Source organism: Pseudomonadales bacterium (assembly GCA_041395945.1).
Taxonomy (GTDB): Bacteria; Pseudomonadota; Gammaproteobacteria; order Pseudomonadales; family Azotimanducaceae; genus SZUA-309.
This window is the reverse complement of sequence record JAWKZN010000002.1, coordinates 727,586-747,837: the sequence shown is the minus strand read 5'-3', so window position 1 is coordinate 747,837 and position 20,252 is coordinate 727,586. Positions and strand designations below refer to the sequence as shown.

Sequence of the window (20,252 nt, the reverse complement as noted above, 5' to 3'; positions counted from 1 at the left end):
CTGAGTCGCTGACTGCTCAGTCGACCAGAGTGAGCGAGTCTCCGATAGTGACCGTGCCCGGCTTGCTGACCCTGGCATACATGCCCAGATTGCCTCCGGCTTCCCGCACCAGCGTGCGCATGATGCCCGGGTCCCGGGGCAGGTCACCGAAGCCGTGAGTGGTCATGACACACCGCGGACACTCGATGGTGACTTCGATTTCCGCGCTGCCGATCTGCAGGGTTCGGCCTGCCCACGCCCGCTCAGGGAACGGCTCGTCAACGGGTACATCGATCAGGAAGTTGGGGCGGAAGCGGCGCACGTCGAAGCGCTGCCCGGGCATGAGTCCGGCAAGATGCCTGAGTCCATTGCTGGTCATCAGCAGCAGGGGAAAGGCGTCGAAATAGGTGCCGAGCGGGGATTCGAATTCAAACAGTTCCGGCGGGAAAGCGCTCAGCTCGGGCAGTGGCTCCTCCGGAGTGCGGGCAAACATGCGGCGGAATTCCGCTTCCTGATCCGGCAGCACCGGTGCACCCCGGCGGTAGTGATCCAGCATGTCCGCCGGCATGAGGGGCCACACGGTCACCGGGCTGTCGATGAGGCTGCTCAGCGCGGCCGGCATATCCGGATGATTGATGTCGAGCTCGCGACCATCGGGCAGAGTGACTCTCGCGGTTGCCGATCCTTCCACCGGCGGATCGGTCAGATAGCGGGCTGCGCAGGTCATCAGCTGGGGAAAGCGTTTCGCGCCGCGGATACCACCGCGATCCTCATCGCGCACGGCCCAGGCCCGGTCACCGGGAATACCGCGCGCCTCCAGTCTCGCCTGCTCGAGACTCTCACCCAGCATGCTCTTCACGGGATGTCGGAAAATCTGTTTTACCTGGCCGATGCTCATCGGGCGTCCTCACTTGGATGTTGGTGTTCAACGGCAGATATCGGCTACCCGACGCTGCTGGTTTTCGATGTCGTCCCGGCCTGCTCTGGACTCCGGTTTCAGCAGTGCGTCCAGTCGAACCTGTTCTGAGGCGCACAGCTCAGCGGCGAGCCATCGTTCCTGAGCCTGTGCCATTTCTTCCGCGTCGTAGGGATTGTCGCAGACCTCCAGCAGCTGCTGGCGGATATCTTCTCTGGCTGCAGCCCGTTCCGCATCCGCCAGATACTGCCTTTCACCCTGATAAGTTTCGTTGCGCCAGGCCGATCGATAGGCGCCGGAAGCATCCCGATAGACGGGGGCTTCTCTCTGCAGCCAGAAATACTGAGCCCGGGTCTGGTAGCAGGCTTCCGCTCTGGCACTGCCATCTTCCGCGGATGGGGAGGCCGCAGTCAGATCTGCTTGGTACCGATCCGCTGCCTGTGCGTCTCTGATCAGCTGCAGGCGCCTCAGCTCTCCTTCGTCGGGCGTCTCAGGTACCTGTGGCGGTTCGACGACGATGGTGTCCGCCCTGTTACCGGCAGGCGCCTTATCACTGAAATGCACATTGCCCTGCTCATCCACCCAGCGGTAGATGTCGGCATGTGCCGAAGATGCCAGTGCCAGCAGCAGCAGGGTCCGCAGAATCATCGCAGGAAGCCGATCGGACGACCCGTACAGCCTAGGGAGCCTCTGATTAAGTATCAACACCTCAGAGTCCCCCGGCACGGGGGCAATGCGGAGTCGATCCCGGCGCCGGAAAACGGGTAGAGTGCGTTCCTCGAATTCTGTGGGTATGGGAAATGAGCGAACGCCTGACAGCGGAAAAAAACCGGGTAGTACGTTTTCACTACGAGCTGCGTGATGCAGCCGGTCGGGCGATCGAGGACAGCAGGAGCGGTGATCCGGCAACGGTTCTGATCGGGCATCGCAATCTGATGCCCGGACTGGAGGAGGCGCTGACCAACCGGGGTGCTGGAGACCAGTTCGAGGTGACGCTGCAGCCCGAGCAGGCTTTCGGTGCCCGTCGACCCGACTGGATTCAGCGTGTACCCAAGAAACATATTGCCAATGCAGCGCGACTGAAGCCGGGCATGCAGACCCGACTCAACACGGAACAGGGCGCGCGTACCGTTACTGTGGTCAAGGTCGGCAACAAGGTTGTGGATGTAGACCTGAACCACCCGCTTGCAGGTGAAGAGGTGACCTTTGCGATCGAACTGCTGGACGTGCGCGAAGCCTCACGGGAGGAGATCACACACGGCCACGTGCACGGCGCGGGTGGCCATCATCACTGATCAACCCAGCACGGGCCACCGATCAGTGATCACTCCTTCCCGCACCACCAGCAGATCTTCGAACTGGGTCATTACCCGCTCACTCTGGGTCGGGCGCAGAAAGGCGTAGTCGCCGACAGCCAGGTCCACGGATTCGGACGTGGTGAAGGGTTCCTGGTTGGTGCTGTGAAACAGGGGATCGGGGATTCCGGCTGGCGAGACGTAGCGCGCCTTCCAGTACCCGCCGTAGATATAGTGCACCCGCCGCATGTTCGGGTCCCACCATTCGAGCAGACCGGCAAACCAGGGGTCTCCGGCGACGTGCAGGTGGTCGTAGCGTTTCAGCACCGGTGTGGCAATGAACGCCGCAGGCAGATTGTCCTTGAGATGAAAGGTATCGAAGTCTGTCGGCTTGACCACGCCGGATCCCGCGGAGAGATCGTTCATGGTCGTGTCGTTTTCATAAATGGCCAGGGTATGACTGCCTGCCCCGTTGAGGGTCAGGCCGGCGGGATCGATGTCCCGGGCTCGCAGGCGGTCGATGAACGCCCGGTACACGCTGACCACCTGCTGCACTGCCGGATGTTCCAGGCCGGCACCGAGACCGGTGAGATGGGGTTCGTAGCCCATGAGTCCGGCAAACTCCAGATGCCCGGGGTCCGCGGCGATGATACTCAGCAGCGCATCGATTGCTGAGGGTTCGGGAAGCCCGCCGCGGTGCAGCCCCACATCGATCTCAATGTTGATCCGCATTTTCACACCGAGGGTGCGGGCCAGTGCCTGGTATTCTTCAAGGCGCTCCCGGGAGTCGATGAGCCACTGCAGCCGGGTGGCCGGATTAAATTCGGAGGATTCGGCAATCTGCTCAAATCTGCGGTAGAAGGTCTTCGCTGCAGCAACCGGCATGGGCTTGCCGAGGAGCACATCAGTGTGTGGCAGCGCTTCTGCGACTTCATTGAGAAAGGGCTGATGGAAAACCATCAGGGCGCGAGTCCCGGCACGCTCCATGATATGGCGCAGCAGCGGAATGCTCGGCAATGATTTCACGACCACCCGCCATGTTTTACCGGCACCGACCGAGCGACTGAGCACATCGATGTTGTGATTCAAGCGGTCGAGATCGATCAGCATCACCGGCCGACCAGGGCCGTCCCGTTTCAGCAGGTCGTTGAGGGCTGAAAAATAGGCATTGTGGGGTACGCCCGCATCGGAAGGTTTCCACAGCAGGGTGGCACCGGCCGCTGCGGCGACAGCTGCACCCGAAGCGGCGCCGAGAAAAGTCCGCCGCTTCATGCGAGAAAGAGCTTGCGCAGGTGGTCGTTGAGGAGTCGGCCGTCCGGGTCGAGTTCCGCGCGCAGCGCACAGAAATCCCGGAACCGCGGATACAGGCGCGACAGTTCCGCGTGGCCGAGGCTGTGGACCTTACCCCAGTGGGGTCGGCCACCGTATTTCCAGAAGATGGGCTCCACGGTCTCGAACAGGGGACGATAGTCGGCGCTCGCCGTACGGTGTACGGAAATCGCCGCGCGGTCGCCACCTTCGTCCATCGACAGCCAGAGGTCGTCGCCCTTCACATAGCGGTATTCGAGGGGGAAGACCACGTCGACCTTCCGCTCGGCGATCGTTGCCAGTACTTCCCGCACACAGGCGGCGCCGACTTCCCGAGGCACCGCGTATTCCATCTCGTTGAACCGGTTGCTGCGTACGTTTGAGAGGATGCGATAGGAGGCGTCGATGGTTTCGGACGGCTCGATCTGCTCGCCCAGACCGTTGATCAATGGCCGGCGCTGCTCAGGTGGAATCTGCATCCAGCCGCGCATGGCCTCACCGAAGGCGGCTTCTTCTTCCGGGGACAGTGGCGGGTTGTTGACCGGCTCGTCGGTTTCATCGATTGCGAGCACCAGCGCATAGTCGGAGTGGGTGAGGGGGAACATTTCGAAGTGCCGGTGCCGGGCTGCTGAGGCTTCGAAGTCCTCCAGCACCTCCTCGGTGCGCTGAGCCCAGTTGCGGGCTTTGAGGCGATAAGCGCTGCGGTTCTGCATCTCGACTTCGGTGATGATGCCCAGGGCACCCACGCTGACACAGGCGGCGCGGAACAGGTCCCCATCCTCCTCTTCGGTGACTTCCACTACCCGTCCGGCGCTGGTCACGAAGCGCAGCCGGGTGACGTTGCCGGAAAGGGAATGCAGATTGACCCCGGTGCCATGGGTGCCGGTTGAGATGGCGCCGGCGAGGGTCTGTCGATCAATGTCCGGCAGGATCAGGGGAGCCTGGCCGATGGTCTCGAGCGCGGGTCCCAGCTCACTCAGGCGGGTACCGGCGCCGAAGGTGGCACGCAGTGAGCCGGGTTCGTGTGAAATCAGCCCGGACAGTTTGTCCACGACGATCAGGTGACCGTCTGTCGGTACCAGCGGTGTGAAGGAGTGTCCTGCACCCACCGGTCGGACAGGGCCCGACGAACTGCGCAGCCAATCACTGAGCGCTGCTTCCGAGTCCGGTGCGAAACGTCCGGCAGGATGTGCGAGCAGTCCGCCGGACCAGTTCCGCCAGGGTAAGGAGCTCGATGCGGAACCGGCGCCGGCGGCCTGAACCGAACCGTAGACACCCGCCAGGACACCGGCCGCGAGAAATTTCCGGCGCGAAATCATGTGTCTTGTGCCTCCTCATGACGCGTCGCTGGGGAGAGCGCCGCACCCGCCATGAATCGGATCAGGGCTGCAAAATCTGCGGATTCGCAGTCCATGCAGTAGCCCAGAGGCGGCATGTTGTTGAGCCCTTCGATGGTGTGTGTGAGCAGCACACCTTCACCCTGGGCGACCCGGTCACGCCAGTTGTCGACATCGCCGATGCGAGGTGCGCCGCCTTCGCCCCGCACGTGGCAGAGCGCGCAGTTACGTGCCCATTGCCGCATGAGGTTGGTTTCATCAGCCTGCACCGCGCGGGATTCTTCATCCGCCGTTTCACTCACTGTGGCGGCAAGTACCGCAGCGTCCAGCGACACGTCCTGCAGATCGGTGACCGGATCGGGCGCTCTGCTGCAGCCGCTCGTGAGCAGTGCGACGGCAAGCAGGCACAACAGTACGCTCGATCGGTGGCGGCGACGGTCTGAGTTCATCAGCGAGTCCGGTTGCAGCGTCCGGGAGACTCTACGCGCTGAGTCCGGCAATTCCAATGTCCGGTGGGCGCAATTGCCGGGTCCGGAAGGCGGCTGGTGGCCGGTTGGCTGCGGCGCTAACCTATGCCGTCCGGGCACGAGATTAGAAAGGGTCGTTTATGACTGTCGTGGAAACCACCAGTGGTCCGATCGAGGGCCGGGACAAGGAGGGCACCCTGCTCTTTGCCGGAGTGCCCTATGCTGCGCCGCCGGTTGGCGAGCTGCGCTTCCGGGCGGCGCAACCCCCCACCCCCTGGCGGGAAGTGCGCGCGGCCAAACGCTTCGGCGCCGCGGCGCCCCAGATACCGGCCGGTGGCCTGACCAGCAGCGCGGCCGTGCGCTGGGACGAAGACTGTCTCACTCTGAATATCACCACCCCGGCCCTCGATGATGCCCGCCGCCCGGTACTGTTCTGGATTCACGGTGGCGCGTACCGGACCGGTCAGGGTGCCATTCCCTGGTACAACGGTGCGCGCTTCGCGCGTAACGGTGACATCGTGGTGGTGAGCATCAACTATCGTCTTGGCGCGCTGGGTTTCACGGATCTCTCCGGGTTCGGCGCCGGCTTCGAGACCTCCGGTGTGAACGGGCTGCTCGATCAGATCGTGGCGCTGGAGTGGGTGCGGGACAACATTGCCCGCTTCGGTGGCGATCCGGCGAAGGTGTGCATCGCGGGTGAATCCGCCGGTGGCTTCGCCGTGTCCACACTGCTCGCAAGCCCGCGTGCGAAGAATCTGTTCAGAGCAGCGATTCCCCAGAGCGGTGCGGCTTCCCAGACTCTGCCGAAGGCGGCGGGTGAACTCTGTGCGGAAAAACTGATGGCCGCCCTGGGGGCGCGGGATACGGATGCCCTGATGAAGGCCGATGTGCAGTCGATTCTCGAGGCCACTGATCGGGTGATTGCCGAAATTGGCGACGGACCGAGATTGATCGACGCCTTCGGGGTTCCGGTGTCGGCTTTCTATCCCGTGCGGGGCAACGCCGTGGTGCCCGGGGATCCTCTGGAAGCGCTGCGCGCCGGCGCAGGCAGAGACATTCCGCTGCTCACGGGCACCAACCGGGACGAAACCACCCTGTGGGGGTACGGTGAGGTGACCGGGGAGCGCCTCAAGCGCGTGGCGGAAGGCTATGGGGCCGGTAAGACGCTGGCAACCTACCAGCGCACGCGCCCCGGTGCGAGCCCGGAGGATCTGATGATCGCCCTGACCACAGATCAGTTGTTCCGGATCCCGGCGATCCGCATGCTCGAGGCCAGAATCGAGGCGGACACGAAATCGGCTGCCGAGCAGCCAAGCCGCAACTGGATGTATCTGTTCAGCTGGGCCTCCCGGGCCTTCGAAGGAAGACTGGGGGCAACCCACGCGCTGGAAATTCCCTTCGTCTTCGACAATCTGGACAGGGCGGGGGTAGATGTCTTCATTGGTCCCGGTGAAAAACCGCAGAAGGTGGCGGATGCCATGCACCGTGCCTGGACGGGATTCATACGGGATCTGGATCCGGGATGGGCGCGGTACGATACGACGAACCGCATCACCATGTGCTTCGATGACACTTCGACACCAATCGCCGATCCGGATGGGGAAGAACGGCAGGCCTGGGAGGGCATCTGATATGACCGCACTGAGGACGCTGCCGGCAAGTGCCCGCACGGAGGAAATTCTTAAGGTGATCCGCACCGATGGTGCGCTGATCCTGAAAGACGTACTCGATGCTGCTGAGCTCGAGCAGCTGCAGCAGGAAGTGCAGCCATATATGGATGCCACGAACAACGGCGCTGATGATTTCGCCGGGCGGCAGACGACCCGCACCGGGGCGCTGGTGGCGCGTTCGGCCATGTGTCGTAACATGGTTCTGAACGCCACAGTGCTTGAATCGGCGAAGGAGTTTCTGGATCCGTTCTGCCTGCGCTTTCAGCTGCATCTCACCCAGATCATCCGTATCCGTCCGGGTCAGGGTGCGCAGCCCATACACCGGGATCGATGGGCCTGGGGAAAATACCTGAAAGGCATAGAGCCGCAGTTCAACACGATCTGGGCGCTCACCGATTTCACCAGGGAAAATGGTGCAACCCGGGTGGTGCCCGGGAGTATTGCATGGCCCGACGACCGCAAGGCCAAACCCGATGAAATCTGTCAGGCTGAGATGTCTGCGGGCAGCGTCCTCCTCTATACCGGCTCCGTGTTCCACAGCGGCGGCGAAAACCACTCGGATGCCGATCGGATCGGCGTAAATATCACCTACTCGCTCGGCTGGCTGCGGCAGGAGGAAAACCAGTACCTGTCCTGCCCGCCGGAAGTCGCGCGGGAGTTTCCACCCCAGCTGCAGGATCTGCTCGGCTACACCATCGGCAGTTATGCGCTGGGTTACTACACGCCGCCGCTGCCGCCGGGCGAGGGGCCGGAATGTGTCGGTCCGGAGCACGCGGTGGGTCGCGGCAGGCGGAACGCGCTGGGGGACCCTGAGATGCTGCAGGCGGTGATCGAGAGCTGATCAACAGTATCCGGGCGGCCATTCTGGGATCCGCTCAGTGCGAACGAAGCGCGGTCACCATGGTCGCGACCGCCTGGATTACCAGCTCCGGCTGTTCGAACTGAATTACATGCCCGCTCCTTTCCGCTACCAGGTGCCTGCTGTTCGAGGAGAGGGCCACAAGTTCCTGCTGCATTATCTGCCACTGCGCGAACTGGGCGATGGCGAACGCTTCGGTGATTCCGAACTGCTCGTTGGCTTCGGGTTTCTTTCCCTGAGAAAGCACGACGAGCGGGAGGCTTCCGAGAGAAGCAGGCGGTTCCATGTCGCGTACCTCCGTGGCGAAACCGGTGGTTTCATCCTGAATGACCGCACAGGTGTGTGACTGGTTCATGCGGGCACTCAACCTTGCGCGCAGATCGGCGGGAATTTCATACTGACTGAGCTGGCCGTCGAGGACATTGAATGCGCGCACCACACCCAGAGGCTGCAGCCAGGTGCACAGCGCCAGCATGCGGCGGAAAGTCTGCTCGCCTTCCGGCTGGGGCAGACGCATGCCCTGCTGCTCGTGTGAGGAGTCGACCAGAATCATCCCCACGACATTGTCCGGGTGTCGTCGATAGAACTCGCGCACATAGACGCCGCCGGCGGACATTCCGACGAGAATGCGCGGGCCGGAAACCTCTGCTGCATTCAGCAGTCTGTGCAGGCGATCGGCGACTTCCTCGGCCCCGGCCGGGTGATCCATCGGCTCGCTCCAGTCGAGCCCCGGACGATCGTAGGCGCATACCCGGGTGAAAACGGCGATCGGGTCGTGCACCAGGTCCCAGGACAGGGAACCGGAGGTGAGACCGGCTTCGAGGATCACCACCGGGCTGCCGGTACCCCGGCAATCGAGATGCAGCTGCAGACCATCGATGCTGTAGAGGCTGCCGGGGGCCGGAAAGTTCTGCCGATCCGAGCGCTCGGCAAGCCACTGGTAGGTGGCTCCGGACAGGGCGAGTCCGATGAGCAGGATGATCAGTCCGATCACCAGTTTTTTCAGTATTTTCATCGCCCTGCAATCTCTTTCAGGTGCCGCTGACGCACTATAGCGCCGGGCTGTCAGGAACGGGTCAATGAACGGGCCAGTAAAAACGGATTACTGTCCGCTAGACTGTGGCGATCTGGGGTTACAGTTGTTTTGAGATTGAATTGATTCGCCGCTATGAACCCGCCGATCAGATTGCGGTCGCCGACCTCTGGCATCGTGCCGGGGTCGCCGAGTACACCTACCTGCCCACCTGGCAGGCGTTTTCTGTGCAGGAAGCGCGCCGCGTGTTCCGGGACGTCATCGCTGCGCGCTGTGAGATCTGGATATACGTCAGCGCCGGAGCGGGATGCGGTACGGTGTCCGGCTACCTGGCTCTTGACGGCGATTACCTGGACCGGCTCTATGTGGACCCCGGGCATCAGCGCAGGGGTGTTGGCAGCGCGCTGCTTGCACATGCGAAGCGGCTGTGCCCGACCGGGATCAGGCTGCACACGCACCAGGCCAATCATCGGGCACGCGCCTTTTATGAGAGAAATGGCTTTGTCGTCGCCGGCTTCGGCATCAGTCCGGCTCCGGAGTCGGCGCCGGATGTGGCGTACCTGTGGCGTCCTGAGTCACCGGAGTGATTCGCAGCGTTACCGCACTGGATCAGGCTGCAGCGACTTCGAGCTTCTCCCGGGCAAGGACCAGCTGCTCTATCCGATCGAAATTGTAGACATAGAACAGACCGGCCAGCAGTGAGAGGGTGGCCGCCAGCAGAAAGAAGTTTGGCCAGCCCATTCCGCCTGCCGCGATACCGGCCACCGAACCCGCCGCCCAGACACCCAGATTCCACAGGCTCGACTGCATGCTGTAGTCCGTGGCCGCCTGAGCCCTGGATGCCCAGCGGAATCTGGAGTTGTTGACGACGAAGCTGTAGATCGACGTGCAGAAGGCGACGACAGTGGTCAGGGCGATTATCCAGGGGAGTCCCGGCAGGGCTCCGGTGCTGGCCAGATAGTAGAAGATGACCGCCTCCAGCGGCAGAGTCAGCAGACTCAACAGCGCGGTGGTTCGCATGCCGTAGCGGCCGATGAGCAGGGGTGTGATCACCGCACCCAGTCCGGAGCCTGCGATGATGGAGAGCACGGACAGGATGCCGAACTCAGTGAGGCTCAGACCGAGATCGGCGAAAAAAGGTCCGAGCATGCTGGAGAAGAAGGCGCCACCGAAGCCGAAGGCAAACAGATAGGGCAGGATCAGCAGCGAATCGCGACGCTTCAATGCCTTCAGCAGATCGGGGCGCTCACCCCTTTCCCGGCGCAGGCGGCTGGCCTCCGGCGGCGGTGGCTCGGGCCGCAACAAGGCCGGCAGCGCTGCGCCGATGAGCAGCAGCGAGGCCGCCAGCATGGTGGTTGGCCAGCCGAACTGCTCCACGATCACCACCGCACCAGCACCCAGAACAGCAGCGAGCAGCGACAGGAAGACGATGATCGAAGTACCGACGGGCCGCTCGGCGTCGGTCATGGCTTCGGCTGCGAACCCGTCCACCGCAATGTCCTGGGCGGCCATGACAAAGGATTTGAACAGCAGGATGGTGATAATCGGGTAGATGGCCACCACCGTGGGTGGGATGAAGGCGAGCAGGCCGTAGCTGACCGCACCGATCATCGTGCAGGGAATGATCCAGGATTTCCGGTAACCGATGCGTGCACTGCCGTAGTTGTCGACAACCAGGGCGATCAGCCATTTCAGCCAGCGGGGAATGGCCGGCAGCGCCAGAAGCCAGAACATCTCCAGTGGCAGGCCTTCCTGGCGGAATATGAAAGGCAGAGCAATGCCCGTGAAGGCGGCGGGAAAGTACTGCGCCATGTGCAGTACGCCGATGCTTATCAGTTTTGGATAGTCCCTGGCGGAGCCCCCGTCTGCCTCGCTCACTGACGGGTTACGGTGGTGAGGTAGGTGGCCAGTTCGCGACTGAACGACTCCAGGGCCTCGCTCATGGCGGTGACCGTTCCCGCGTATCCTTCCGCCGCGTCTGCACGGCTGGTGTGTCGTGAGGTGACAGTAACGTCGTCTGAACCCTCTGCCGTGGTACTGAATACCCATTGCACTTCCAGTGTCACCACGGCGGCTGCATCCACCTCGAATCGATTCACCCTGCCCACGACCCGATAGTCGGTGTTGGTGAGCCGGCTGCCGAATGGATAGGTGATCACGTTGAGATCCGGTGTGAGACTGTCGAGATTGGCGACCAGAATCCGCTGAAACATGGCATCCAGTGGTTCGGCCCAGCGGTCGTATTCGGCGATATTCATCTGATTCACACCAGCGCGGGTGACGATCTGAGGTCTTTTCAGATAGTCCGGAAACAGTATGGGCCCCACCCCGACGACGGATCTCAGTGTCTGCGCTGCTGCGGGAGGATCTATGCTGTTGAGGGTGTAGAAACGCACCTCCGGTGAGCTGCCGCCGGACAGGCAGCCGGAGCAGGCGATGAGGACGCAGCTCAGCATCAGAAGCCGCAACAGGTTCGCGCGAGTTGTAGGGAGTCGTTTCATGCTCATTCCTTGCCGCCTTCTTTGCCTCTCAGAAGCGCTTCGGGATTACGCTCAAGGTAGTCAAAGAAGATCCTCAGCGTGCGGACAGTCGTTTCAATCTCGGTAAGGGTACCGTTGAGTTTGTAACTCAGCTCGGTATCTCCTTCGAGCTGGAGTGCGGCATTTCTCAGTGCGGCTTCCGCAGATTCGAGGGTGGTGTTGAGCCGGCTGATCACTGGTTCCAGATCTGCGGACAGCATATCCACACGGCCGCGGGCATGATTCACGAATTCCCGGGTATCACTCAGGGTGCTGTCGGCACTGGCGAGGGTCTGCTGGAGCCGGCCCGGCAGACCCTGGGTGTCTTCGGCATTGATGATCCGGTTGATTCCGGCAAGGGCCTCCCGCAGATCGACTGAATTGGCGAGCTCGCTGACTCCGCTGACCGCACTCTGGACATCGCGGGCCAGCCTGTCGACATCGATCTTCGTCTGCAGTTCGGCCAGGAACGACCGCACGTCATTGACGATCTGCTGGATGTCGTTGGGTACTGTGGGGATTTCCGGAAACGGACCGTCGTGGCCACTCAGTTCACCCTTTACTCCGGGCTGTATATCCACCTCCACCAGCAGCTGTCCGGTCACATAGCTCTCCACGCCGAGCTGGGCATACATACCCGCATCGATCAGCTCCCGGGCGGAATAGTACTCCCGGGTGCTGGCGGTAATCGGTATGCCGTTACGGGTGAGCTGGAACTGATCCGGAAAAATCCGCATGGTCACCTGCACCTGACTTTCCAGTGTGTTCACATCTCCGACCAGCTGGATTTCCTCGACGAAGCCGATGCGCACTCCGCGAAACAGCACGTTGGCGCTGGTGCGGAGCCCCTTCACGGATTCCGGAAAGTAAGCCACGAAGCGGGTTTTCTGGGCGAAGATTTCGGTGCCACCGAACAGCAGAATGGCCGCGGTCAGCAGCGCGAGGGCGCCAACCACAAAGGCGCCGATGAGTGTCGGGCTGGCCTGCTTGCTCATGCGCTTTCTCGCTGTCTGGGTTCGGTGCCGCGGCGCAGGAAATTGCGCACTTCGAAATTGCTGTGATGGTCGCGCAGCTCACGCGGGTTGCCGGTCGCAAGCTGTGTGCGGGTCTCCGGATCCAGAAACACGCTGTTGGTGCCTATCGTGAATATGCTCTCGAGTTCGTGGGTAACCACGACCACTGTGGTCCCGAGGCTGTCTCTGAGCTCGAGAATCAGATCATCGAGCAGTTTGGCGCTGATCGGGTCGAGGCCTGCGGATGGTTCGTCGAAGAAGAGGATCTCCGGATCCATGGCCATCGCCCGGGCCAGCGCTGCGCGCTTTTTCATGCCGCCGGAAATCTCGCTCGGGTAGAAATCCTCGAATCCGGCCAGGCCGACCAGAGACAGTTTGTAGGCGCAGACCTCATTGATGGTTGCCGCGTTCAGCGCCGTGTACTGGCGCAGTGGCAGGGCGATGTTCTCTGCCAGTGTCATCCCGGACCAGAGCGCTCCCGCCTGAAACAGGGTACCGAAGCGCTGTTTCATCTGCTCGCGCATCGCCTCACTGGCGGCCCAGTAGCTTTCGCCCTGGAACAGAATGTCACCCTTCGCGGGTTTCCTGAGTCCGATCATCGACTTCAGCAGCGTGCTCTTCCCGCATCCGCTGCCACCCATAATGATGAAGATGTCACCTCGAGCGACGGTGAAGTTGAGATCCCGCTGCACGACGAAGTCACCATAGGCAATGGTCAGGTCTTTTACCTCGATGTGCGCCTGTGTCATCAGATGCCCAGGTTGATGTAGATCACGGTGAGAATGGACGCACTCACGACAATCAGTACGATGCCCATGACCACTGCCTTGGTGGTCGCCACACCCACAGCCATCGCGCTGTTGCCGCAGGCCATGCCCTGCATGCAGCCGGCGATGGCAACGAGCGCACCGTAGACGACAGCCTTGAACAGCCCACCAAAGAGATAGTTGAAGCTCACCGAGCTGATGGTCTGCTCGGTGTACTGTATCAGGGTGACGTCGAGCATACTCAGGCCCACCAGGCTGCCACCGACGATGCCCATCAGGCTCGAATAGAGCGTCAGCAGGGGCATCATGGTCACCAGCGCGATCACCCTGGGGGAGACCAGATAGTCGATGGGATTGAAGCCCAGTGTGGTGAGGGCGTCGACTTCTTCGTTGACTTTCATGGTGCCGATTTCCGCTGCGTATGCAGCGCCTGTGCGGCCAGCCATGATGATGGCAGTGATGATGGCGGCGATCTCACGGAACATGGCCACCGCGACGAGATCGGCGGTGTAGATACCGGCGCCGAAGTTGTTGAGCTGCATCACCCCCACGAAGGCGAAGATCATGCCGATCAGCAGGCTGATGATGCTGACGATGGGCAGGGCTTCTATCCCGGCCTGCTGAATCTGCAGGAACACATCCTGCCGGAAGCAGGTGCCTGTGCCGCGGAATATGCGCGAGAAGGACTGGATCAGGAGTCCGAAGAATTCCAGCAGGTCGCGGCTGCTCTTCCAGACATTCAATGCCCCTTCTCCGAGGTGGGCGAGAAAACCCTGCTGCCCGGATCTGCGCTGGGCATCCTCTTTGGCGGCCACGGTGAAGGCCAGCTGAAGAAGCCGGCGTGCGCCTTCGGGGAGTCCTTCGGTGTCGAGATCCAGACCGGCGTGTGCGGCAAGCTTGTGGACGCTGACCAGTTCGGTGAGCAGACCGGTATCCCACTCTCCCAGAGCCCCGGTATCGAAAGCCAGTGTCACTGCAGCGGCGGAGGAATCTCTTTCTGCGCCTTTTGTTTCGGTTGCCGTATCGGATTCCCCCGCCACGGGCCGGGAGTTGTCGAGATTGAGCGCTTCGAGTTCACGGCTGAGGTCGGGCAGGGGTGAGCCGAGCAGCCAGTCTCCGCCCAGAGTCATCACGCACCGGGCCGGGTCCGCCATGTCAACGGCCAGAGTCGCGGTGCTCGCCCTGGTTTCTGGCCCCGTGGTCACCTTGTGCTCAACAGATTCTTCAGGTCGGCCATACTGCCGGGGCAGCAGGTGGCCGTAAAGGCTCTCTAGAGCCTGGGCTTCCTGCCTTGTGCGGATTTCTCCCGTTCGGAGCGGATTTCCTGGGCCTGCTGCTCCGTGACAGCGATGGTTTCAGCGTTTGCCTTGCGGATTTCGTTGAGGTCATAGAGCACGATGCTGTAGGAGCGTACAAGTGAGAGAAGATCCTGGGGCATTGCGTACACCACCATGGTGAATCCGCAACGGTCATACTGACCGTTGAACTGCACCTTGGTGTCTGAAAGGTACATGACTGCCGGTGCGAGATCTTCTGCATCGTTGTTGCCGCTTCTCGAGCAGGCTTTGATCGCCTCCGGATCGGTCAACGGATTGCCGTCAGGATCACGGCTCCAGGACAGAAAGTAACTTCCTACATTGCGCATACTGCCCGGCTCGCCCTCATAGAGCGGTGGGCCGTACTTCTCGATAAGGGATCCGCGCAGATCACTGTACAGCATGTCACCGAGGTAAGAGGTGCGCCCGATGGCGCCCACGTAGCCGTCGCGCGGGGGGGCGAACCCGGCGACTGCAATCTTCTCGTTTGTGGTCTGATCGTTGTATCTGCCCGTAAATCCTGCCGTATACCGCATTCCGCGAATCCGCGTTCCCCATATGGACCCGACATCCGTGTCGAATGATTTCAGTGGCATGCGGGGGATTGCAGCCTGAGCTATGGACATGGCCTGTTCCAGTGTCATGCCGAGTGACATGCCCAGCACATCAGGTCCGTTCGGAGTGGGTCGGGGTGTGGGGGGCTGGGTGGCCGGTGATACGGCGGGTTCCACCGCTACTGCAGCAGCAGACTGCGCGGTCGGGCCTGTAGCCGGGCTTGTAGAAGTGCCGGATGCGTCAGACTGCCCCAGCGCCAGGCCGGCGATCACGAATGGACTGCCGGATGGGCCGCGGCCAGTGACTCTGAGATCCAGAGTGCCGGAAGCGGATGCCATGACTGTTCTGGCGTAGCTTTCCAGGTCGCGATCGGCGCTGCCCTGCTGATCGTTGATCGCAAGCACCCCGTCCCCGGCCTGTTGCGTGAACTTCAGAGCGTTCGCACCCGTTACCCGCACATCCTGACGCAGGGATGCACCACTGCGCAGTCCGAACAGATAGAAGTCGTATTCTGCCCCCGGCACCAGACCGCCCAGTACGGCTTCGAACGTGCCGCCGAATTCATAGAGATTTCCATCTATGGCGCTGAGACCCGGGGCAGAGCGCGGCAGGGTGCTCGCCGTGGCGGTGACGCTGTACGGAGTACCGGCATGCAGAATGGTCAGCGAAACAGCAGTAGGCATCCCGTCGGCGTTTTTGAGCTGACTGTACTGCCCGTTTCGGGTTATCGCGTTCCAGTTCGGTGGCGTGTCGCCAGGGCCGAAGTCCAGGCCGATAAATTCGCCAGCCGCCGGGAAGGAAAGCAGAAACAGCGCGATGGCCGCACACTGTAAGCGTGACGTCGATAGACGCATTGTCACTTCACCGTTCTGATACGCGGTCCCCGGGTTTTACTTCGATCCCGGCCGCCATTGCAAGTCCGGGAACAGGCCTTGTCTGAACTCAGCACCCGCGGGAGTAGTACCAGAGGCTTGGTTGGCCATCTTCGCGATAGGCGGGAATCCAGCCGGTGACTCCAGAACCTGTGGTTCCGCCTTCGCAGGGATCCTCTTTCAGGATCCGGATGCGAAACCACAGTGAGTCAGCGATTCTGGTGCTTTCGAGCACCTCAATGGCCTGTTCGCGCCGGTCTGTCGGTATGGCTTCACGGATCGGCAGACCGGCGCCGGCCTCGGGCCAGAGAAAGCCATGCCAGGGTAGTGGCAGATAAGCCAGCCGGCGGATGGGAAGTTCCGCATAGGGGAAATAGGTACCGGCGAAGTCCGGCGGCAGCCAGCCGAATCCGCCATCCGCCAGCCTGAGCCGATACCAGCCGTTGATCTGAGCAAAGACGACGGCAGCCGGTGTTTCGTAGGAGACCTCGCGCGTCTCGAGGTCGGCATATCCGCTGACCCGCACGGGTGTACCACGGGCAGTCGACGGCATTTCGTAGAGCAGAGCGTGGCCGGCGTGGCTGAAACCCGCGATGTCCAGCAGGCCGATCAGGCTGCTGTTGCCGATGTCGGCGGGGTTCGGGTGGTGCAGTGCGATGTTGCGCAGGAGTGCCAGGCCGGCGAGGCCGTTTAACTGCTGAACGACGAAGCGCGGTGGTACATCCTGAATGCCGCCAGGTTCGCTGCCATCGACAGGGAGGATGATGCGGCTGCCGTCGCAGCCGTTTACCTGTAGTGGCGCGTTCTCCCGATCGCTGCCGTCTGACTGGGCGAACAGCAGGTACACCGCGCCGGGTGATGCGGGCAAGCCGCAGGCGGCCGAGTTGTCCGCAGTGCGGTAGGCAATGCGATCACCGGTGTCAGGCACAGGATCGCGCGTTGTCCGGTAGGCGGGAGCGACCAGTTCCATGTGCAGGGTCAGTTGCCCTGTCCCGTCTGCGACCGGATCCCAATGCGTCAACCGGGTCATCACGACTTCCCGGGCGGCGTGAAAATAGTCTGCAAGATCCTGCTGCGCGCAGCGGCAGGCCCGTGCGGGACTGGCAGCCAGAAGGAGGGTCAGGACAACGGCGGCAATGAACCCACCGGGAAAAAATACCCATCGGAACAGGGAAGCGGTAGCTTTCATCGAATTGCGGCGCCAGCTCCGGCGCCAGCCCCGGTCGTCTCGAAATCGGACAGTCAGGGTACCCGATCCTGCTGAACGGACCCACCTGCCCGGGCAGGGGGAAGATCAGGCGAACTCGAATCCCTGATAGCCCGAAGCCGCCTCCGTTTCACACATTTCCCGGTAGGTGGGCGCGCCGCCGGCATAGACCAGAAATCTGCGCTGCTGCCTGCCGGGTACATTGGAATTGATACCCATGAACCAGGAATCGATCCGGGTAAACAGCATGCGCTCGGCGGTTTCATGGACATGGACGGTCCATGCGGACTCCGCCGCCGCCGAAGCTTCAACCCGCTGCAGGCCCTCCGCACGCATGTGATCGATCAGTGCAGTCACCCATTCCACATTCTGTTCGATACAGCGGGGCATGTTGCAGAAGGTGGCGGCGTTGTGAGGGCCGACAAGGGTGAACAGGTTGGGAAAACTGCGGGTCGCGATGCCCAGCAGGGTACTCGGACCTTCGGACCATTTCTCACGCAGGGTGAGACCCGCGCAACCGCGGATGTCCATGCGGTCGAATGAACCGGTGACCGCATCGAAGCCGGTTGCGTAGATGATCATGTCGAATGCGCGCTCGTGCGTCGCATCGCCTTCCCGGGTGGCAATGCCCTGTTCGGTAATGCGCTCGATGGGGGTTTCGCGCAGATCCACCAGCTCGACATTGGGCTGGTTGTAGACCTCGTAGTAGCCGGTTTCCAGCGGTACGCGTCGCGTGCCGAAACCGTGATCGCGGGGAATGAGCTTCTCCGCGAGGGCCGGATCCCTTACACGGTCGCGGATTTTCTGCGCCACGAACCCGCTGATGGTTGCGTTGGCCGCTGCATCGATGAGGATGTCCCGGAAGTTTCCCATCCAGATGCCGAAGCCCGGCTCGTTGTAGAGCCGTTCATAGACGGCCAGACGCTCCTCGTCGCTGACTTCGAGCGCATTGCGCGGATCCGATCCGTGCAGGAACCCGCCGTGTGTCTCGGCGCAACGGGCGAAGATCTCAGCGTAGCTGGCCTTGATGCGCTGCTGAGTGGCTGCATCGATGGGACTGTTTTTCAGAGGCGCACACCAGTTGGGCCGGCGCTGAAAAACAGTCAGGGAGCGGGCGGTCTTCGCGACTTCCTGGATCAGCTGGACACCGGTCGCTCCGGTACCGATTACGGCAACCCGTTTGTCCTGGAAATCCACGTGCTCATGCGGCCACAGGCCGGTGTGATAGGCGGGTCCTTTGAAACTGCCAACACCCGGTAGATCAGGCAGGGTGGCTGCAGACAGGACGCCGATTGCGCTGATGAGCAGGCGGGATCGCGTGCTTTCACCGTTTTCGAAGCCGATCTCCCAGCAGCCCTCAGTCTCCTGCCAGGTCGCACGCACGACGCGCATCCCGAAATGAATGTCCCTGCGCAGATCGAGCCGATCGGCAACGAAGTGCAGATAACGCAGCGTTTCGGGTTGGGCTGAGAAATGCTCGCTCCACTCCCAGTGCTCGAGAATCTCCGTTGAAAATGAATAGCCGTAACTGTAGCTCTCCGAGTCGAAACGGGCACCCGGATAGCGATTCCAGTACCAGGTGCCGCCGATATCATCACCCGCTTCGAACACCTGCACCCGTAATCCGCGGCTGCGCAACAGGTGCAGCTGGTACATGCCCGATATGCCGGCACCAATGATCAGCGCATCCAGGGGCCTGTCCATTCAGCCTGACTCCGCCACTGCGTTGAGATCACTTTTGTAGGTCTCACTGAGGAACACGACTGAAATCAGGGTCAACGCGCCCGCAACTGCCATGTAGACCGAGATATAGAACGTGTTGCCGAATTCGGCGAGCAGAGCGGTGGCGATCATGGGGGCAAGTGCACCGCCGAGGATGGCGCCAAGCTGATAACCGAGCGAAACGCCTGAGTAACGCACCCTTGTGGAAAACAGCTCTGCCAGGAAAGCAGCCTGGGGACCGTACATCATCGACAGAAATGCCTGTCCGGCGGCTATCGACACCGCAATCCACAGGAACTCGCCGGTATCGATCAGCGGGAACAGAAAGAAGGCCCAGATGCCGCCGAGAATGGCGCCGAGCATGTAGATCCCCTTGCGGCCGTGGCGATCTGACCAGGCGGCTGAGGCGAAAAGCACCGGAATCTGCACGACGGATCCGATCAGCACCGCCCAGAGCATGGTATTGCGGGGCAGGTTGAGGGCGTCCGGATTGGTGCCATAGGCAATCACGAAGGCGATCAGGATGTAGAAGGTCACCTGCACGGCGAGAAAAGCACCAGCTGCGAGCATGATCTGTCTCGGGTAGAGGCGGATCGCTTCGAGCACGGGTGAGCTGACAGGCGCCGGGTCGCGGGATGGTGTGGTCTGCGCTGCGCCCGGTTGAGATGTCCGCAAGACGCTCTGATTCTGCGCGGTCTGCAGACTCTTGAGCTTTTTGAAGGCCGGTGTGTCCTCGAGATGCAGTTGCACATAGATGCTCAATCCGATCAGCACCACACTGGCGATAAAGGGCAGACGCCAGCCCCAGGACATGAACGCTTCTTCAGGCAGGTTGGTGCTCACCAGCAGAAACGCCAGATTTGCGAGAATGACACCCACTGGTGCACCCGCCTGAGCGAAGGCGCCGTAGAAGCCGCGTCGATTCGAAGGTGCGCTCTCGGTGACCAGCAGCATGGCACCTCCCCATTGCCCTCCGATGGCCAGCCCCTGGATGAACCGGAGGACTACAAGCAGCAGGGGCGCCAGTGCGCCGGCACTCGCGTAGGACGGCAGGCAGCCGATCAGGGTGGTTGCCCCGCCCATCATGAGCAGTGCAGTAACCAGAGCGGTCTTGCGTCCGGCCCGGTCGCCAAAATGTCCGAACAGGATGCCGCCGATCGGCCGCGCGAGGAAACCGACGGCAAAGGTGCTGAAAGAGGCCAGCAGGGCGACCAGTGGTGGAATGTCCGGGGGAAAGAAGAGTCCCGGGAAGACCAGAGCGGCGGCGGTCCCGTAGAGGAAAAAGTCGTACCACTCGATACTGGTGCCGGCGAGCGCAGTGCTTGCGAGTCGTCGCATCGAACTTTCAGGCGCGGCAATGGTATCTGTTCTGCGAGCTGTATCGACCATACTTCCTCCTCCGGTCCGACGATGGTCG

Annotated in this window: 19 protein-coding genes; 4 read left to right on the top strand and 15 right to left on the bottom strand. The window is 61.9% G+C overall.

Annotation, left to right across the window (positions count from 1 at the left end):
• Window positions 1–16 precede the first annotated feature (16 nt).
• Window positions 17–877: an MOSC N-terminal beta barrel domain-containing protein gene (locus tag R3E82_20080; protein MEZ5553191.1), complete on the bottom strand. Its 861-nt coding sequence runs from the start codon at window positions 875–877 to the stop codon at window positions 17–19.
• A gap of 27 nt (window positions 878–904) precedes the next feature.
• Window positions 905–1,543, bottom strand: a complete 639-nt coding sequence (locus R3E82_20075) for a DUF4124 domain-containing protein (protein ID MEZ5553190.1) — start codon at window positions 1,541–1,543, stop codon at window positions 905–907.
• Window positions 1,544–1,695: 152 nt separating this feature from the next.
• Between R3E82_20075 and R3E82_20070 the strand changes: the two genes are divergently transcribed.
• Window positions 1,696–2,190, top strand: coding sequence for a peptidylprolyl isomerase (locus tag R3E82_20070; GenBank protein MEZ5553189.1), 495 nt, complete (start codon window positions 1,696–1,698; stop codon window positions 2,188–2,190).
• On the opposite strand, the gene R3E82_20065 is transcribed toward R3E82_20070, so the two are convergent.
• Genes R3E82_20065 through R3E82_20055 form a run of 3 tightly spaced genes read right to left on the bottom strand, consistent with a single transcriptional unit; the run spans window position 2,191 to window position 5,284 of the window.
• On the bottom strand, window positions 2,191–3,462 hold the full coding sequence (locus tag R3E82_20065) for a DSD1 family PLP-dependent enzyme (protein ID MEZ5553188.1): 1,272 nt from the start codon (window positions 3,460–3,462) through the stop codon (window positions 2,191–2,193).
• On the bottom strand, window positions 3,459–4,817 hold the full coding sequence (locus R3E82_20060; GenBank protein ID MEZ5553187.1) for a D-arabinono-1,4-lactone oxidase: 1,359 nt from the start codon (window positions 4,815–4,817) through the stop codon (window positions 3,459–3,461). The genes R3E82_20065 and R3E82_20060 overlap by 4 nt, the downstream gene beginning before the upstream one ends.
• Window positions 4,814–5,284, bottom strand: a complete 471-nt coding sequence (locus tag R3E82_20055) for a c-type cytochrome (GenBank protein ID MEZ5553186.1) — start codon at window positions 5,282–5,284, stop codon at window positions 4,814–4,816. The genes R3E82_20060 and R3E82_20055 overlap by 4 nt, the downstream gene beginning before the upstream one ends.
• Window positions 5,285–5,442: 158 nt before the next feature.
• On the opposite strand from R3E82_20055, the gene R3E82_20050 reads away from it, so the two are divergent.
• Window positions 5,443–6,933, top strand: coding sequence for a carboxylesterase/lipase family protein (locus R3E82_20050; protein ID MEZ5553185.1), 1,491 nt, complete (start codon window positions 5,443–5,445; stop codon window positions 6,931–6,933).
• Between the two features lies 1 nt (window position 6,934).
• On the top strand, window positions 6,935–7,813 hold the full coding sequence (locus R3E82_20045) for a phytanoyl-CoA dioxygenase family protein (protein MEZ5553184.1): 879 nt from the start codon (window positions 6,935–6,937) through the stop codon (window positions 7,811–7,813).
• A gap of 34 nt (window positions 7,814–7,847) precedes the next feature.
• Here R3E82_20045 and R3E82_20040 read toward each other — a convergent pair whose 3' ends face one another.
• On the bottom strand, window positions 7,848–8,846 hold the full coding sequence (locus R3E82_20040; protein MEZ5553183.1) for an alpha/beta hydrolase: 999 nt from the start codon (window positions 8,844–8,846) through the stop codon (window positions 7,848–7,850).
• A 140-nt stretch (window positions 8,847–8,986) separates the two neighbouring features.
• Between R3E82_20040 and R3E82_20035 the strand changes: the two genes are divergently transcribed.
• A complete protein-coding gene (locus R3E82_20035) occupies window positions 8,987–9,451 on the top strand; it encodes a GNAT family N-acetyltransferase (GenBank protein ID MEZ5553182.1) in 465 nt (154 codons plus the stop codon).
• A 22-nt stretch (window positions 9,452–9,473) separates the two neighbouring features.
• On the opposite strand, the gene R3E82_20030 is transcribed toward R3E82_20035, so the two are convergent.
• The 9 genes from R3E82_20030 to R3E82_19990 all read right to left on the bottom strand — a co-directional run bounded on the left by R3E82_20030 (window position 9,474) and on the right by R3E82_19990 (window position 20,173).
• A complete protein-coding gene (locus tag R3E82_20030; GenBank protein ID MEZ5553181.1) occupies window positions 9,474–10,742 on the bottom strand; it encodes an MFS transporter in 1,269 nt (422 codons plus the stop codon).
• Window positions 10,739–11,365: a PqiC family protein gene (locus R3E82_20025; protein ID MEZ5553180.1), complete on the bottom strand. Its 627-nt coding sequence runs from the start codon at window positions 11,363–11,365 to the stop codon at window positions 10,739–10,741. Before R3E82_20025 ends, R3E82_20030 begins: the two co-directional genes overlap by 4 nt.
• A gap of 2 nt (window positions 11,366–11,367) precedes the next feature.
• Window positions 11,368–12,378 carry an MlaD family protein gene (locus R3E82_20020; GenBank protein MEZ5553179.1) on the bottom strand — a complete coding sequence of 337 codons (1,011 nt, stop codon included), beginning with the start codon at window positions 12,376–12,378 and terminating at the stop codon, window positions 11,368–11,370.
• Window positions 12,375–13,145, bottom strand: coding sequence for an ATP-binding cassette domain-containing protein (locus R3E82_20015; protein MEZ5553178.1), 771 nt, complete (start codon window positions 13,143–13,145; stop codon window positions 12,375–12,377). The genes R3E82_20020 and R3E82_20015 overlap by 4 nt, the downstream gene beginning before the upstream one ends.
• The gene (locus tag R3E82_20010; protein MEZ5553177.1) at window positions 13,145–14,368 is read right to left on the bottom strand and encodes an ABC transporter permease; all 1,224 of its coding nucleotides are present in this window, start codon (window positions 14,366–14,368) and stop codon (window positions 13,145–13,147) included. Before R3E82_20010 ends, R3E82_20015 begins: the two co-directional genes overlap by 1 nt.
• A 65-nt stretch (window positions 14,369–14,433) precedes the next feature.
• Window positions 14,434–15,888, bottom strand: coding sequence for a hypothetical protein (locus tag R3E82_20005; protein ID MEZ5553176.1), 1,455 nt, complete (start codon window positions 15,886–15,888; stop codon window positions 14,434–14,436).
• 88 nt (window positions 15,889–15,976) lie between these two features.
• On the bottom strand, window positions 15,977–17,095 hold the full coding sequence (locus tag R3E82_20000) for a hypothetical protein (protein MEZ5553175.1): 1,119 nt from the start codon (window positions 17,093–17,095) through the stop codon (window positions 15,977–15,979).
• Between the two features lie 105 nt (window positions 17,096–17,200).
• Entirely contained in the window at window positions 17,201–18,817 is a 1,617-nt protein-coding gene (locus R3E82_19995) for an NAD(P)/FAD-dependent oxidoreductase (protein MEZ5553174.1), read from the bottom strand.
• Window positions 18,818–20,173 carry an MFS transporter gene (locus tag R3E82_19990; protein ID MEZ5553173.1) on the bottom strand — a complete coding sequence of 452 codons (1,356 nt, stop codon included), beginning with the start codon at window positions 20,171–20,173 and terminating at the stop codon, window positions 18,818–18,820.
• Window positions 20,174–20,252 lie beyond the last annotated feature (79 nt).

Excerpts from the sequence above, each read along its gene's own strand:
- R3E82_19995 (MEZ5553174.1), bottom strand. The coding sequence starts at position 18,817 with ATGGACAGGCCCCTGGATGCGCTGATCATTGGTGCCGGCATATCGGGC.
- R3E82_20025 (MEZ5553180.1), bottom strand. The coding sequence starts at position 11,365 with ATGAAACGACTCCCTACAACTCGCGCGAACCTGTTGCGGCTTCTGATG.
- R3E82_20075 (MEZ5553190.1), bottom strand. The coding sequence starts at position 1,543 with ATGATTCTGCGGACCCTGCTGCTGCTGGCACTGGCATCTTCGGCACAT.
- R3E82_20080 (MEZ5553191.1), bottom strand. The coding sequence starts at position 877 with ATGAGCATCGGCCAGGTAAAACAGATTTTCCGACATCCCGTGAAGAGC.
- R3E82_20000 (MEZ5553175.1), bottom strand. The coding sequence starts at position 17,095 with ATGAAAGCTACCGCTTCCCTGTTCCGATGGGTATTTTTTCCCGGTGGG.
- R3E82_20015 (MEZ5553178.1), bottom strand. The coding sequence starts at position 13,145 with ATGACACAGGCGCACATCGAGGTAAAAGACCTGACCATTGCCTATGGT.
- R3E82_20070 (MEZ5553189.1), top strand. The coding sequence starts at position 1,696 with ATGAGCGAACGCCTGACAGCGGAAAAAAACCGGGTAGTACGTTTTCAC.
- R3E82_19990 (MEZ5553173.1), bottom strand. The coding sequence starts at position 20,173 with ATGCGACGACTCGCAAGCACTGCGCTCGCCGGCACCAGTATCGAGTGG.
- R3E82_20005 (MEZ5553176.1), bottom strand. The coding sequence starts at position 15,888 with ATGCGTCTATCGACGTCACGCTTACAGTGTGCGGCCATCGCGCTGTTT.
- R3E82_20050 (MEZ5553185.1), top strand. The coding sequence starts at position 5,443 with ATGACTGTCGTGGAAACCACCAGTGGTCCGATCGAGGGCCGGGACAAG.
- R3E82_20055 (MEZ5553186.1), bottom strand. The coding sequence starts at position 5,284 with ATGAACTCAGACCGTCGCCGCCACCGATCGAGCGTACTGTTGTGCCTG.
- R3E82_20040 (MEZ5553183.1), bottom strand. The coding sequence starts at position 8,846 with ATGAAAATACTGAAAAAACTGGTGATCGGACTGATCATCCTGCTCATC.
- R3E82_20060 (MEZ5553187.1), bottom strand. The coding sequence starts at position 4,817 with ATGATTTCGCGCCGGAAATTTCTCGCGGCCGGTGTCCTGGCGGGTGTC.
- R3E82_20065 (MEZ5553188.1), bottom strand. The coding sequence starts at position 3,462 with ATGAAGCGGCGGACTTTTCTCGGCGCCGCTTCGGGTGCAGCTGTCGCC.
- R3E82_20020 (MEZ5553179.1), bottom strand. The coding sequence starts at position 12,378 with ATGAGCAAGCAGGCCAGCCCGACACTCATCGGCGCCTTTGTGGTTGGC.
- R3E82_20045 (MEZ5553184.1), top strand. The coding sequence starts at position 6,935 with ATGACCGCACTGAGGACGCTGCCGGCAAGTGCCCGCACGGAGGAAATT.